This is a genomic window from Paraburkholderia sp. BR10954 (assembly GCF_040965775.1).
Lineage (GTDB): Bacteria > Pseudomonadota > Gammaproteobacteria > Burkholderiales > Burkholderiaceae > Paraburkholderia > Paraburkholderia youngii.
Window position 1 is genome coordinate 148,748 of sequence record NZ_JBFRCK010000017.1, and the last position, 13,686, is coordinate 162,433.

Annotated in this window: 11 protein-coding genes; 10 read left to right on the forward strand and 1 reads right to left on the reverse strand. The window is 61.3% G+C overall.

Going from position 1 to position 13,686, the window contains the following annotated elements; genetic code table 11:
* Nucleotides 1–64: 64 nt before the first annotated feature.
* The gene (locus AB4Y34_RS23215) at nt 65–1,141 is read left to right on the forward strand and encodes a mandelate racemase/muconate lactonizing enzyme family protein (RefSeq protein ID WP_368717323.1); all 1,077 of its coding nucleotides are present in this window, start codon (nt 65–67) and stop codon (nt 1,139–1,141) included.
* Nucleotides 1,142–1,204: 63 nt separating this feature from the next.
* On the opposite strand, the gene AB4Y34_RS23220 is transcribed toward AB4Y34_RS23215, so the two are convergent.
* The gene (locus AB4Y34_RS23220; protein WP_368717324.1) at nt 1,205–2,059 is read right to left on the reverse strand and encodes an SDR family NAD(P)-dependent oxidoreductase; all 855 of its coding nucleotides are present in this window, start codon (nt 2,057–2,059) and stop codon (nt 1,205–1,207) included.
* Between the two features lie 333 nt (nt 2,060–2,392).
* Between AB4Y34_RS23220 and AB4Y34_RS23225 the strand changes: the two genes are divergently transcribed.
* The 9 genes from AB4Y34_RS23225 to AB4Y34_RS23265 all read left to right on the forward strand — a co-directional run bounded on the left by AB4Y34_RS23225 (nt 2,393) and on the right by AB4Y34_RS23265 (nt 13,575).
* On the forward strand, nt 2,393–3,547 hold the full coding sequence (locus AB4Y34_RS23225; protein WP_368717325.1) for a serine hydrolase domain-containing protein: 1,155 nt from the start codon (nt 2,393–2,395) through the stop codon (nt 3,545–3,547).
* Between the two features lie 13 nt (nt 3,548–3,560).
* Nucleotides 3,561–4,328: an enoyl-CoA hydratase/isomerase family protein gene (locus tag AB4Y34_RS23230; protein WP_368717326.1), complete on the forward strand. Its 768-nt coding sequence runs from the start codon at nt 3,561–3,563 to the stop codon at nt 4,326–4,328.
* 55 nt (nt 4,329–4,383) lie between these two features.
* A complete protein-coding gene (locus tag AB4Y34_RS23235) occupies nt 4,384–5,589 on the forward strand; it encodes an acetyl-CoA C-acetyltransferase (protein ID WP_368717327.1) in 1,206 nt (401 codons plus the stop codon).
* A gap of 9 nt (nt 5,590–5,598) precedes the next feature.
* A complete protein-coding gene (locus AB4Y34_RS23240; protein ID WP_368717328.1) occupies nt 5,599–7,749 on the forward strand; it encodes a 3-hydroxyacyl-CoA dehydrogenase NAD-binding domain-containing protein in 2,151 nt (716 codons plus the stop codon).
* 25 nt (nt 7,750–7,774) lie between these two features.
* Nucleotides 7,775–8,935, forward strand: a complete 1,161-nt coding sequence (locus AB4Y34_RS23245) for an acyl-CoA dehydrogenase family protein (RefSeq protein ID WP_368717329.1) — start codon at nt 7,775–7,777, stop codon at nt 8,933–8,935.
* Nucleotides 8,932–9,906 carry an NAD(P)H-dependent flavin oxidoreductase gene (locus tag AB4Y34_RS23250; RefSeq protein WP_368717330.1) on the forward strand — a complete coding sequence of 325 codons (975 nt, stop codon included), beginning with the start codon at nt 8,932–8,934 and terminating at the stop codon, nt 9,904–9,906. Before AB4Y34_RS23245 ends, AB4Y34_RS23250 begins: the two co-directional genes overlap by 4 nt.
* Nucleotides 9,907–9,974: 68 nt before the next feature.
* Nucleotides 9,975–11,258 carry a 3-hydroxyacyl-CoA dehydrogenase NAD-binding domain-containing protein gene (locus AB4Y34_RS23255; RefSeq protein ID WP_368717331.1) on the forward strand — a complete coding sequence of 428 codons (1,284 nt, stop codon included), beginning with the start codon at nt 9,975–9,977 and terminating at the stop codon, nt 11,256–11,258.
* A gap of 169 nt (nt 11,259–11,427) precedes the next feature.
* Entirely contained in the window at nt 11,428–12,360 is a 933-nt protein-coding gene (locus tag AB4Y34_RS23260) for a LysR family transcriptional regulator (protein ID WP_368717332.1), read from the forward strand.
* Between the two features lie 102 nt (nt 12,361–12,462).
* On the forward strand, nt 12,463–13,575 hold the full coding sequence (locus tag AB4Y34_RS23265; protein WP_368717333.1) for an acetyl-CoA C-acetyltransferase: 1,113 nt from the start codon (nt 12,463–12,465) through the stop codon (nt 13,573–13,575).
* Nucleotides 13,576–13,686 lie beyond the last annotated feature (111 nt).

The following is a 13,686-nucleotide window of genomic DNA, read 5'->3' on the forward strand; positions in this document are numbered from 1 at the left end:
GCATTTGCCCCCTGTATTGGCGGCGCCTTTGACAAGTCGAACCAGAAGAATCAGGAGATTCGCAGTGAAGGTCACCCGCGTAGAGGTCATTACCACGGTGGTTCCGCAGATCTTCGGCCGTTTGCAAGGCCAGATGCCGGTCGTGATCGCCCGAATCATGACCGACGCTGGAATAGACGGCGTCGGTCATACGTTCACGCTGACCACGGAGTTTCAGCGCTCGCTGAGCGCGATGGTGCGCGAACTTGGCGAGCTGATCGTGGGAGAGGATCCGAGGCGCATCGAGCATCTCTTTTCGCGGATGGTCTACCCCGCGAACTTCGTCGGCCCGGGCGGTCTGCTGAACATCGCCGCAACCGCGCTCGATATCGCATTGTGGGACATTCTGGGCAAGGATGCCGGCCAGCCCTTGTGGCGCTTGCTGGGGGGATTCTCGGACTCGGTGAGAACCTACCAGAGCAGCGCCGCCATGGGCAGCAGGCCGGACGTCCTGCAGCGCCAGGCGGCCGATCTTGTCGCGCAAGGGCATAGGGCGCTCAAGATCAGGCCACACGCAGAGCGCGACGCGCGAGTCGAGAAAGTCGTCGAACGGGTGCGGGCGATCCGCGAGGCCATCGGATACGACGTCGACCTCATGTACGACGTCAATCAGAACTGGACCCCTTCTCGTGCGATCAGAGCGGGTCGCGCGCTGGAGGAGTTCGAACTCTTCTGGCTCGAAGACCCGACCGCGATGCACGACATCGAGGGGCAGGCTGCCGTCGCCCAGGCTCTCGACGTACCGATCTGTTCCGGCGAGTATCACTACAACCCGGTGTCTTTGCTGCCGCTGCTGAAGGCCCGGGCAGTGGACTACCTGATGGTGGATATGTGCAGGATGGGCGGGATTACCCAATTCCGCAAAGCGGCGGCATTGGCGGAGTCGTTCGGTGTTCCGGTGGCCAGTCATTTGCTGCCGGAGATCTTCGCGCATTGCATTGCCGCTGTGCCTAACGGGTTGATGGCTGAATGGATGGATTGGTCGACGATTCTGTTTGACGGGTTGCCGACTCTGGCTGACGGCGCGCTGCACCTCAGTGAGCGTCCCGGTCACGGCCTCACTCTGCTGGAGAACGTCGTACAGAAATACCGCGTGGACTAGCACGCCCCACGGTGCCGCGTCCGACGGACGCGGCAGCGGGTACGTCCGGGCACCTTCAGGTCTTCAGGTCGCTGTCCATCCACCGTCCACCGGGATCATATGGCCGGTGATCGGCGCCGACTCATCCGTGCAGAGAAACAGGAACACTTCAGCGCATTCTTCAGGTGTGAATGCCCTCCCAAGGGGGTGAACCGATTTGGCTAACTGATCGAATTCTTCTCGGGTGAATTTTTTCTTCGCCTGTTCGGTGAAGGTGGCGCCCGGCGAGATCACGTTGATGCGAATGTTGCTGGGGGCATACTGGATCGCGGCCTTGCGGGTGAGATGAATGACGCCGGCTTTGGCGGCATGGTAGGCCGCCGACGTGGCGCCGGAGACACGAACGCCCGACATCGAGGACGTGTTGCAGATGACTCCGCCGCCCTGCCGAAGCATGACCGGAAGCTCGTGCTTCATGCTGAGGAACGTGGTAACGAGATTGCGATCGACGGTCTCCATGAACGCCTCGCGCGAGGTCTCGTGCAGCGTGCCAGCCGGAGAATCCGAAGGCGCGATGTTGCCGACATTGTTCACTGCGACATCGAGGCGGTCGTATGTCTTGACGACACCTTCAACCACGCTCGCGATTGCCTGTTCATTCCTGCTGTCGCATTGCATGAAAGTGGCCTCGTATCCCTGCCTGCGGAGTTCGCGCTCCAGAGGCGGGCCGTCTTCGGCAGTCGAGCCGGTAAAGACAACCTTGGCTCCTTCCCGCAGGAAAGCAAGAACAATGGCTTTGCCAATACCTTTGGTGCCGCCTGTAATCAGAGCGACCTTTGATTGAAGCCGAAGTTTGGGCATGTTGGTCATCGTGCGTGAGTCCGAGAGAAGAACAACGCTGCTGTGGTGCAGAGCGTCGCGGTGTGCTTTGCGAAACATGCCGGCAGCTGCTCGCGGCGGCTGGCGGATGAAAGGGGATCTTCGCAATGAAACCGCGAATGTGCGTCGTCGGAAGCGACGAATGAAGCGTTGGTCAACGTGTGAGCCGTAATGACGAAGGACGCCGGTCACCTCTCTCAATTCGTCGTTTCGGACGAAGACTGTGCGAGCGGCCTGATAAACAATGCATCAACGCGGGAAGACAGGCGGTTCTGACTTCCTCGAATTCGACTTGGACGATTCGCAGTCCAGCCTGAGTCACGCACTGGTGCGCCAGCCCATCAATTTCAACGAGTCGCGCCAATTGTGCGCGCTGAGAAGGAGAACGACACAATGTCCACACAAACCGTGAAATCCAGCGATATCGTGCTGCACGGATACTGCGCGCCGAAATACGAACACCTGCGCGAGACCTTTCTCGGGAATTTCCTCGAATATGGCGAGATCGGCGGCAGCTACGCCGTGATGGTCGGCGGCGAGGTCGTGGCCGATCTGTGGGGCGGCTGGAAGGACAAGGCAGCGACGGTTGCCTGGGAGCGCGAATCGATTGCGTGCGTCTGGTCGGTCTCGAAAGCGATTGGCGGCGTCTGCTTCGCGATGCTGGTCGATCGGGGCATCATCTCCTACGAAGACAAGGTGAGCAAGTACTGGCCTGAGTTTGCGGCGCAGGGAAAGGGCGACGTGACGATCGGCATGCTGCTGTCTCACCAGACCGGCATTACCGGCTTCGATACGCCGGCGACGCAGGAGGATCTGTTCGCTGGAGAAGCCGCCGCGCAGCGCCTTGCCGCTCAGGCGCCGCTGTGGCCGATGGGCACGGCGGCAGGCTACAGCAACGCGGTCGGAATTCTGGCTACGGCGCTGTTCAAGCGGATCGAAGGCCGCTCCATCAAGCAGTTCGTTGCCGAAGAACTGAGGGACTCCTCGCTTGGCCTGGATATTTCAGTCGGGGTGGAGCAGAAGGACCGCGCGCGCGTGGCGCCCATGCTGAATGAAGACAAGCTGGAGTCGGTCAATACGGTCCCGATGGGAAATCCCGCGCAGCGCGCGATGAACAATCCGCCCGTGACGAGCGACGTGAGCGGCGAGCCCGGCTTTCAGGACGCCGATTTTCTTGCCATGAACGTGTTTTCGAACGCAAGCGCGCTCGCCGCGATGTACGACCTGCTGCTGCGTCCGGGGAAGGACGGCCGCCGGCTCGCGAGCGCTGCCACGCTGGCGGATGCAACGAAGATCCGCTATGACGGCGTCGACATGGTGCGCGGCATCCGCCGCCCCTGGGCAGCCGGCTTCATGCGTAACGACGAGGCGAAGTGCTGGGGCCCCAACCCGGAGGCGTTCGGTCATGGCGGCTGGGGCGGTTCCTTCGCATTTGCCGATCCTGTTGCCGATGTCACGGTCGCCTACGTGATGAACCTGATGAGCGACCAGATGGATAACAATCCGCGTCGCCGGCGGCTCACTGAAGCCGTCTACGCTGCGATCTAGTTCAGGACAGACCGTGAGCGAAGCGCTATCCATGACCCGTCACGGGAACGTCGTGCAGCTTACGCTGAACGTGCCGCAAAAGCGCAATGCGCTGACGGTCCCGCTATACACCGCCCTCGCCGCCGAGTTGGAGCGTCTGCGCGACGACAGGAGCGTCCGCGCAATCGTGCTATATGGCGGGCGCCACTTTTGCGCCGGCGGCGACCTGGGCGGCCTCGATGTGTCGACCCTGGATATGCGGCGGGGAATGACCCACGGGCATCGGATCGTCCGTGGCCTGACCGGTGGACCCTGGCCGGTCGTCGCCGCGGTCGAGGGGAATGCCTACGGCGCCGGCTTCTCGCTCGCTCTTGCCTGCGATCTCGTGGTCGCGGATGGGAATTCGAGCTTTTGTGCCGCGTTCGGGCGCGTCGGGCTCACACCGGACTTTGGCCTGATGTGGACGCTGCCGCAGCGCGTCGGTATCGGTGCCGCACGGGAGATCCTGATGCTCGGCGAGCCCGTTGCCGGAGCCAAAGCCAGAGAGCTCGGAATAGTGGACAGGCTGTGCGCGCAATCGGCCGTGCTGGACACCGCGCTGGAACTGGCCGGGCGGCTTGCCGCTGCTTCGCCGGGAACGATCGCTACGACGAAAGCCTCGCTCGCCCGTTTTCCGCTGCAGCTTGACACGATGCTGGCATGGGAGGCGGACACGCAATCAGCGCTGGTGCGAAGCGATGATTTCTCGGAAGGTGTTCGGGCATTCATCGATAAGCGGGCCCCCACATTCAACGGCAGTTGACGACGCGCATCGATCGATACGACGCGAAATTAATCGCACTAACGAGAACCAATATATGACCGAAGCCTTGATTTACGACCATGTTCGCACACCGCGCGGTCGCGGGCGTCCTGGTGGCGCCTTGCATCCGATCACGCCGGTTGAACTGGCGAGTCAGGCCTTGACCGCCTTGAAAGATCGAAATCGCCTCGACACACGTCAGATCGAGGACGTGGGTCTCGGGGTCGTCATGCCGGTCGGTGAACAAGGTGCAGATCTGACTCGTTTTGCATTGCTTAACGCCGGTTACGGAGAGCACATCCCAGGCTATCAGATCAACCGTTTCTGCACTTCCGCGCTCGATGCGGTCAACCAGGCCGCCAGCCTGATTCGCAGCGCACAGGCCGACGCCGCGATTGGCGGCGGCGTGGAGTCGATGTCGCGCGTTCCGATCGGATCGGACGGCGGCGCCTGTTACGTGGATCCGCGCCTCGCATTGCGGTTTCCATATATGCCCAATGGCGTGGCGGCAGACCTGATGGCGTCGCGTAATGGATTTTCGCGCGGCGACCTCGACAGCTATGCGGCGCAGAGTCAGCGGCGCGCAGATCAGGCGCGCACCGCCGGTTGTTTCGACAAGTCGCTCATCGTCGTGCGCGATTTGCTCGGAGAGCCTGTTCTCGCACGCGACGAAGCCATTCGGCCGGGCACTACCGCGCTCGACCTCGCGAAGCTCGAACCGTCGTTCGCCACGTTGGGCGAAGCCGGTTATGACGCGATCGCGCTGCAGCGTTATCCGCATCTCGAGAAGATCGACCACATCCATACGAGCGGCAATTCGAGCGGAATCGTCGACGGAGCCAGCGTTGTCCTGCTCGGCAACAAGGCGTTCGGCGAGCGCAACGGACTCAAGCCGCGTGCACGAATTCGCGGTCATGCGGCGCTCGCCTCGGAGCCGCTGCTGAGCCTCGGCGGGCCGGTTCCCGTGACGGAGAAACTGCTGTCACGCTTAGGCATGCAGATAGACGACATCGATCTGTTCGAAATCAACGAAGCGTTTGCGGTGGTGCCGATGTTCTATATGCAAGCGTTCGACATCTCGCCCGACCGGGTCAACGTCAATGGCGGCGCGATCGCACTCGGTCATCCGCTTGGTGCAACGGGCGCCATGCTGCTCGGTACGCTGCTCGACGAACTCGAACGGCGCGACCTCAACACCGGCCTCGTTACGCTGTGCGCAGCGGCGGGGCAGGCGACGGCCACGATCATCGAACGCATCTGAGCGACCATCATGAATACCATCGACTTCAGGATCGACGCGGACGGCATCGCGCGGGTTGGCATTAACGTACCGGATCGCCCGATAAACGTTTTCGTGCCGGAATTATTGACGGATCTCGCGCAGGTCGTGGAATGGATCTACGCACGCGACGACATTCGCGGCGCGGTCGTGACCTCGGACAACCCAAATGGGTTCATCGCAGGCGCGGATCTGAAGGACTTCGCGACTGCATTTGATCGTGGTATTTCCGCACAGGCTGCGCGCGACCTGACGCTACACGCGTCGCTGCTGTTCCGGCGCCTCGAAACGTGCGGCAAACCGGTCGCGGCAGCGATCAACGGACTTGCGCTCGGCGGCGGCTATGAACTGTGCCTCGCGTGTCATTACCGCGTCCTCGTTGACGATCCCAAGGCAGTGGTGGGTCTGCCCGAGGTGACGGTAGGACTCCTGCCCGGAGCCGGCGGAACCCAGCGTTTGCCACGGTTGATCGGGATCGAGCGCGCCATGCCTTTGCTGCTCGAAGGGCGGCATGTCAAGCCCCGTGAAGCGCTGGAACTGGGGTTGGTCGACAGTGTGGTTGCCCGGGATCTCGTGTATTCGACCGCACGCGATTGGGTATTGCAACATCCCGAGGCATGTCAACTGTGGGACGTGAAGCGATTTCGCGTGCCGGGCGGGGCGGGCGGACTGGCCCCGCACGCAACGAAAATCTTCGGATTGGGTGCGGCTGCGATGCGTGAAGCAACGCGGGACAATTACCCGGCGCCCGCGGCCATTCTGTCCTGCGTGTATGAAGGAACGCAGCTGCCGCTGGACGCGGCGCTGCGGGTGGAAGCGAGCTACTTCGGCACCCTCCTTGCCGGGCCGGTCGCGCGCAATCTGATGCGCACGCTTTTCGTCAACAAACTGGCGGCCGACAAAGGCGTCGCACGACCCGGTCTTCCAGACACCAAGGTCGCGAAACTCGGTGTGCTGGGCGCGGGCATGATGGGTAGCGGTATCGCCTACGCGGCCGCTGCAGCAGACATCGAAGTAGTGCTGCTGGACATGAATCTGGCAGCCGCCGAGCAAGGCAAGGCACGTTGCGCCGCCGCGCTCGCGAAGGAGGTCGCGAAGGCGCGCCGTAGTGAGCAGGCTGCGGCTGACGTGCTCGCGCACATCCTGCCGACGGATGCGTTCTCCTCGCTCGCAGAGTGTGACCTGGTTGTCGAAGCCGTATTCGAGAATCGCGACATCAAGGCGGACGTGATCAGGAAAGCGGAGGCGGTTTTGCCGACAACAGCCGTAATCGCCAGCAACACCTCGACTTTGCCAATCACGGGGCTTGCCCAACAAAGCGTGCGCCGGGATCAATTCATCGGCATTCATTTCTTCTCGCCTGTCGAGCGCATGCAACTCGTCGAGGTCATCGTGGGGCGCGACACGTCGGAGTCGACACTTGCGCGTGCGCTCGGATTTGTGAGGCAGTTGCGCAAGACACCGATTATCGTCAACGACAGCCCGGGTTTCTACACCAGCCGGATCTTCTGCGCGTATGTCGATGAGGGAATGGCGATGCTTGCGCAAGGTGTGGCGCCCGCCCTGATAGAAAACGCCGCGAAACAGGCCGGCATGGCCATCGGGCCACTTGCGGTGACTGACGAGGTCTCACTCGATCTGCAGAAAAGCGTCATTGACCAGGCGATCGCGGACGGTCTGCCGGAGCGCTGTTTGCGAGCGCATGCCGCCCCGGTCGTCGAGAAACTCATCTCGCTCGGCCGTTCAGGCCGCAAGGCGGGAATGGGGTTCTACAGTTATCCGCCGGATGGGAAAAAGCATTTGTGGAGCGGTCTGAGTGAACTCTACCCACCCATGGAGCGACAGCCTTCCGTCGATGAAGTCAGGCAGCGCTTGCTTTATATTCAGGCGCTTGAAGCCGCCCGCTGCGTCGAGGACGGCGTTCTGACAGCCGCGGCCGATGCGGATATTGGCGCAGTGCTGGGACTTGGTTTTCCGAGCTGGACGGGCGGCACGCTTTCGCTGATCGAAACGATAGGTCTCGGCGAGTTTGTGGCCGGGTGCGACAGGCTCGCGTCGCAATTCGGTGAGCGCTTCCGTCCGTCGGAGTGGCTGCGCACACGTGCAAGCAACCACGAGTCCTTTTTCGCGCGTCCGGCGTGATGGTTGAGAACGGGGGCAATTGAACATGCGACGCACGCACTTCGACGCAGATCACCTCGCGTTTCGGGACACGGTCAGCCGTTTTTTTCAGGCGGAAATCGGTCCGCACTCCGAACGTTGGCGCCATCAGGGCTTTGTGGACCGCGAAGCGTATCTGAAGACCGGCGAACAGGGCTATCTGCTCATGTGGGCGCCGGAAGCTTACGGTGGACTTGGGTTGACCGATCTGCGCTTCGAACAGATTCTGCTTGAGGAAAACGTTCGTCATGGAGACCTAAGCTTTTACATGAACCTCCATTCGCGTGTCGTCGCACCTTATCTCGGCGCATTCGGAACCGAAGAGCAGAAGGCCCGTTTTCTGCCCCCCGCCATTCGTGGCGAAAAAATTCTCGCGATTGCAATGACGGAACCCGGGGCGGGAAGCGACCTCGCGGGAATGACGGCACGCGCGCAGGACATGGGCGACCATTGGCTGCTCAATGGAACGAAGACTTACATCTCGAACGGCAGCCTCGCCGACGTGATTATCGTGGCTGCGCGGACCGCACCGGAAAGCCGTCACGGAATCGGACTCTTCATCGTCGAGGCAGGCATGCCTGGCTTCAAGCGGGGCAACAAGCTGCGCAAGATCGGTCTGCATGCGCAAGACACGTCGGAGCTGTTCTTTGACGACGTGAAGGTGCCAAGGAGTCACGTGCTGGGCGATCCGGCCAAGGGCTTTTTCTACTTGTCGGAACTGCTTGCCGAGGAGCGTCTGCAGGTTGCCATGGGATCGATTGCCCATGCGCAGGTGGCGTTCGATATCACGCTCGAATTCATCAAGGAGCGGATGGCGTTCGGCAGACCGGTCGGGTCTTTCCAGCATGTCCGGTTCGAGATGGCCGCCATGCGCGCACAGATCGATGCCGTCCAGGCGATGGTCGATCACTGTGTGATGGAAGCGAATGCCGGGCAGCTAACCGCCGTTGTGGCGTCGGAGGCGAAGCTGCTCGCTACGGAACTCGAGAACGAGGTAATGGACGCATGCGTGCAATTGCACGGCGGCGCGGGCTACATGGAAGAGTATCGCATCGCGCGAATGTTTTCGGACGCGCGCGTCTCGCGAATTTTTGCGGGCACCAGTGAAATCATGAAGGAGATCATTGGCCGCGGCTTGGGACTGGACGAAAGGAAAGCCAGGACATGAAGACACGTGTTGCCGAAATTCTGGGTATTCGTTATCCCATCATTCAGGGCGGCATGATGTGGGTTGGCACGGCGGAAATGGCCGCGGCGGTTTCCAACGCCGGTGGCCTTGGCACGCTTACGGCGCTTACGCAGCCTACACCTGACGCCCTTGCCGCTGAAATCGAACGTTGTCGCGCGATGACCTCGCAGCCCTTCGCGGTGAATCTGACGATTCTTCCGGCAGCGAGCCCGCCGCCCTATGAGGCGTATCTGGACGCCGCGTTGCAGTCAGGAGTGCGGATCATCGAAACCGCGGGTAACAGCCCGCGGGAATTCATCGAAAAGATCAAGGCGGCAGGCGGCACTATTGTCCATAAGTGTACGACCGTGAGGCACGCACTATCGGCGCAACGCAACGGCGTCGACATCGTGAGCATTGACGGCTTCGAATGTGCGGGTCATCCGGGCGAAGACGACGTCCCGGGTCTGATTCTGATTCCGCGCGCCGTGCAGGCGCTAGAGATTCCCGTCGTCGCATCGGGCGGCATTGGAGATGGACGGGGCATGGCGGCAGCACTGGCTTTGGGTGCGCAGGGCGTCAACATGGGCACGCGCTTTTGCGCGACGGTCGAGGCGCCCATTCATCCTCGCATCAAGGATGCGCTCGTCCGTGCAACGGAACGGGACACGCAACTGATTTTCCGCACGCTGAAAAATACCGCACGCGTGTTCAAGAACGCGATTTCCGATGAAGTCGTGGCTATAGAACGCCGGCCGGGCGGTTGTGAGTTCAAGGACATTCACCCGCTGGTGGCGGGTGCGCGAGGCAAGGTAGCGCTCGCGCGAGGCGATGTTGACGGCGGCATCATCACGGCTGGCCAGGTCATCGGGCTCATCCATGACATTCCCACATGCGAAGCCCTCATCGAGCGGATGGTCGCGGAATGCCGCACCAGGTTGCAGCAGGTATTGGCGCGGTTGGAAGACTGAATGCCGGCGTTCGCATGAGCGCGGCAATCCAGCTTGGCGCGCCGGATTAACTGATCAGGGGATATCGCATGTCGCGGGAAGAAGAAACGTTGGACATCGCGCGTCCGGTGCATCGGGCCGCGGTGCTCGGAGCAGGCATTATGGGCGGTGGTATCGCATACCAGAGCGCGTTGCATGGTACGCCGGTCATCATGAAGGACATTGCGCAGACATCGCTGGATCTGGGCATTCGCGAAGCGGTGAAGCTGCTGGGCAAGCAGGTGGGAAACGGCAAGATGTCGGCCGACGAAGCGCAGCGGGTGGAGCAAAGCATTGCGCCAACGCTCGGCTTCGAAGGTTTCGGGAGCGTGGATCTCGTGATTGAAGCGGTGGTGGAGCATATTGGCACGAAGCGCAGCGTGCTTGCCGACGTAGAACAGCGGGTCCCTGACACTGCTGTGCTGGCTTCGAACACCTCGTCGCTGTCAATCGCGGAACTGTCCACGGCATTGGCTCGCCCGGAGAACTTCGCCGGAATGCATTTCTTCAATCCGGTGCCGCTGATGACGCTGGTCGAAGTCATCAAGGGGCCGAAAACGTCCGCGCAAACCATTGCCACCGTTGTCAACTTTGCACGATCGATGGGCAAGACGCCCGTCGTCGTGGCCGATTGTCCGGGCTTCCTTGTCAATCGGATTTTGACCGCCTATATCGTGGCGTTCCTGATGCTGGTGCGCGATGGCGTGAGCTTCATCGCGATCGACGAGGCGATGGAGGCATTCGGCTGGCCCATGGGACCGGCCTATTTGCAGGATGTCGTCGGCATGGATACGGCTTCGCACGTCATCGAAGTTCTGAGCGCCGGGTATAGACCGCGAATGGATTTCGACGGGCAGCATGCGGTTGCGCTGATGGCTGCGGCGGGGCGCTTCGGGCAAAAGAGCGGATCAGGGTTTTACCGGTACGTGCGGGACGAGAAAGGGCGCCTCCAGAAGCAGATTGCCGACGACACGCCTCGCTTGCTTGCCTCGGTACAACCGCACGGAGCATGTGAGCTTTCGCCGGAAGACATCGTGATGCGCATGATGTTGCCAATGGTCATCGAAGCCGCGCGCTGTCTCGAGGAGGGAATCGCCGAGTCCGCCGGCGACATCGATATGAGCCTTGTACTCGCGGTCGGATTTCCGCGTCATCTGGGCGGACCATTGCGATACGCCGATATTCTGGGCGCGAGGCAGATCGTCGCTGCATGCGAGCGGCTGGCGCCCCTCGGGCCGCTCTATGAGCCGAGTTCGGGATTGCGGACAATGGCCAAGCGCAATGACCGCTACTTTGACGATGCCGGCAGCGCCAATCTCGGAGCACACCAGTGAGTTGGACCTATTCACCACGTGTGAATTATCATTCAAGGCGGGTCGTGCCCCCAACGTAGCCCGCCGTATCAGCATAACCATCGCAGGCTCGTGCCTGCTCGAAATCGCGACGCATCCATCCAAACGAAAAGGGGCCACGTCTCACTTCCACAAAGAATGGAGACAACCGATGGTGGACCTGAACGACGTTGCGCTCTTCATCAATGTAGTGAAGGCAGGCAGCTTCGCCGAAGCGGGGCGGCGCCTTGGCTTGCCGGCAAATACCGCGAGCCGGCGCGTGCAAGCGCTGGAGGGGGAGCTTGGCGCGCGTCTGATGCAGCGGTCGACACGCCGGCTCGTGCTAACCGACGCCGGCCAACGGCTCTTCTCGCAGTGTTCCGAGCAGCTCGAAGCGGTGACGCAGTCGGCCCTGGAGGTTGCCGAGGGCAACGCGACTCCTAGTGGAAAAGTCCGTGTCGCTGCGCCGGCGGACTTCTTTCAGATGCTGTCAGTCGAGCTGGTGAATGAATTCCTGCTCGCCAATCCAAGAGTCCGGCTGGAATTCATCTTGAGCGATGCGCGGGCCGACCTGCTGGGCGAAGGGATCGACGTGGCGTTCCGAATCGGCAAGCAGATCGAACCAAATCTGCATGCCCGCCAGATCGGCTGGGTTGACGTCGGGCTGGTGGCGAGCCCGGACTATATCGAGGCACATGGAAAACCCGAGTCGCTCGCCGATCTATCGGAGCACGACTGCATTGCCGCGCCAACCAATATGGCGGGTTACACGACCTGGCGTCTCGATGGACCGGGAGGCGTGCGCGAGATCGGCGTGAGAGGCCGGTTTCACGTCAACAGCGTTCAGTCGCAAATCCGCGCCGCACTCGGCGGTCTTGGCATCGCATTGCTGCCGATATCGGCCGTGCGCGAAGATTTGCAGGCCGGCCGATTGATGCGGATTCTGCCCGACTATGGGATTCGTCGAGTCGGACTCTACTTTGTTTTTCTTGAAAGACGGCAATTGCCGCGTGCGGTGAGCGCATTTATTGAATACGCAATGGCGAAGATTATCGAGTCTGGAATGATCGACCCTTTAACTCCGGTGAAGCAGGCCCCGGCCTGAGCGCGGGCGTGATCTATACGGTTTTAAGATCGTCGTATCGGACGATTACCGACCGGTCAGCATTCCTATACTCTGAATTACCTACATATTCAAGGGGCCAGCATGGCTGAGGCTTACATAGTTGGTGCGGTGCGTACCGCGGGTGGTCGCCGCAACGGTCGTCTATCGGGTTGGCACCCCGCGGATCTCGCCGCTCAGGTCATTGACGCGTTGATCGAACGCTCTGGAACTGATCCGGTGTTGGTCGACGATGTAATCATGGGCTGCGTGAGCCAGATCGGCGAACAGTCGACGAATATCGCGCGTACCGCGATCCTCGCATCGAAGTTGCCGATTTCGGTGCCTGGAACGACGGTCGACCGGCAGTGCGGTTCATCCCAGCAGGCCTTGCACTTTGCCGCTCAGGCTGTGATGTCCGGCACGATGGATGTTGTGATTGCGGCCGGCGTTGAGGTCATGTCACGCGTGCCGATTGGCGCGGCGAATCTGGTAGCGATAAAAAACGACATGGGCAGCTATATCAGCCCGCGTGTGCGTGAGCGGTACGATCATCGAGAATTCAGCCAGTTTGAAGGGGCTGAAATGATTGCCAGGAAGTATGACCTGTCGCGCGATCAGCTTGACCTGTTTGCTCTGCAGAGTCATCAGCGGGCGATAGAAGCAACACGTGCAGGCCGCTTTTCCGAAGAGATCGTTCCTGTACCGGTGATGGTATCGGGAGTGGAAGTTGCGGCCGGCGAAGAGATGCATACGCTCGACGAAGGCGTGCGGTTCGACGCTTCGCTCGAAGGCATTGGCAGCGTGAAAGCGCTGCAGGATGGGGGGCGAATTACAGCGGCGTCGGCAAGCCAGGTGTGCGACGGAGCCTCGGGTGTAATGGTCGTGAGCGAGCGCGGCCTGAAGCTGCTGGGAGTGAAACCGCTGGCGCGCGTCCATCATATCTCCGTCCTCGGGGACGATCCGGTGATCATGCTGGAAGCGCCAATTCCGGCTACGCGGCGCGCTCTCGATAAAGCTGGATTGAGTATCGCCGATATCGATCTGTATGAAGTCAACGAGGCCTTTGCGCCGATACCGCTCGCCTGGCTAAAGGAACTCGATGCCGATCCGGCTCGCCTGAACGTCAACGGCGGGGCGATCTCACTGGGGCATCCTCTCGGCGCAACGGGCACCAAACTGATGACCACGCTCATTCATGCTCTAGCAGGCTGTTGAAAAGCGCCCCGTCATGACGACCGAAGCTACGTTCAGGAGACTTGCGCGTGCAATTTCCCGCTGAATTACCGGTTTGCCGCGCGATCCGCGCGGGGCATGCGCACGCATGCA

Bases quoted from the DNA above. Each gene is read 5' to 3' on its own strand.
- AB4Y34_RS23220 (WP_368717324.1), bottom strand. From the start codon at position 2,059: ATGTTTCGCAAAGCACACCGCGACGCTCTGCACCACAGCAGCGTTGTT.
- AB4Y34_RS23225 (WP_368717325.1), top strand. From the start codon at position 2,393: ATGTCCACACAAACCGTGAAATCCAGCGATATCGTGCTGCACGGATAC.
- AB4Y34_RS23235 (WP_368717327.1), top strand. From the start codon at position 4,384: ATGACCGAAGCCTTGATTTACGACCATGTTCGCACACCGCGCGGTCGC.
- AB4Y34_RS23240 (WP_368717328.1), top strand. From the start codon at position 5,599: ATGAATACCATCGACTTCAGGATCGACGCGGACGGCATCGCGCGGGTT.
- AB4Y34_RS23245 (WP_368717329.1), top strand. From the start codon at position 7,775: ATGCGACGCACGCACTTCGACGCAGATCACCTCGCGTTTCGGGACACG.
- AB4Y34_RS23250 (WP_368717330.1), top strand. From the start codon at position 8,932: ATGAAGACACGTGTTGCCGAAATTCTGGGTATTCGTTATCCCATCATT.
- AB4Y34_RS23255 (WP_368717331.1), top strand. From the start codon at position 9,975: ATGTCGCGGGAAGAAGAAACGTTGGACATCGCGCGTCCGGTGCATCGG.
- AB4Y34_RS23260 (WP_368717332.1), top strand. From the start codon at position 11,428: ATGGTGGACCTGAACGACGTTGCGCTCTTCATCAATGTAGTGAAGGCA.
- AB4Y34_RS23265 (WP_368717333.1), top strand. From the start codon at position 12,463: ATGGCTGAGGCTTACATAGTTGGTGCGGTGCGTACCGCGGGTGGTCGC.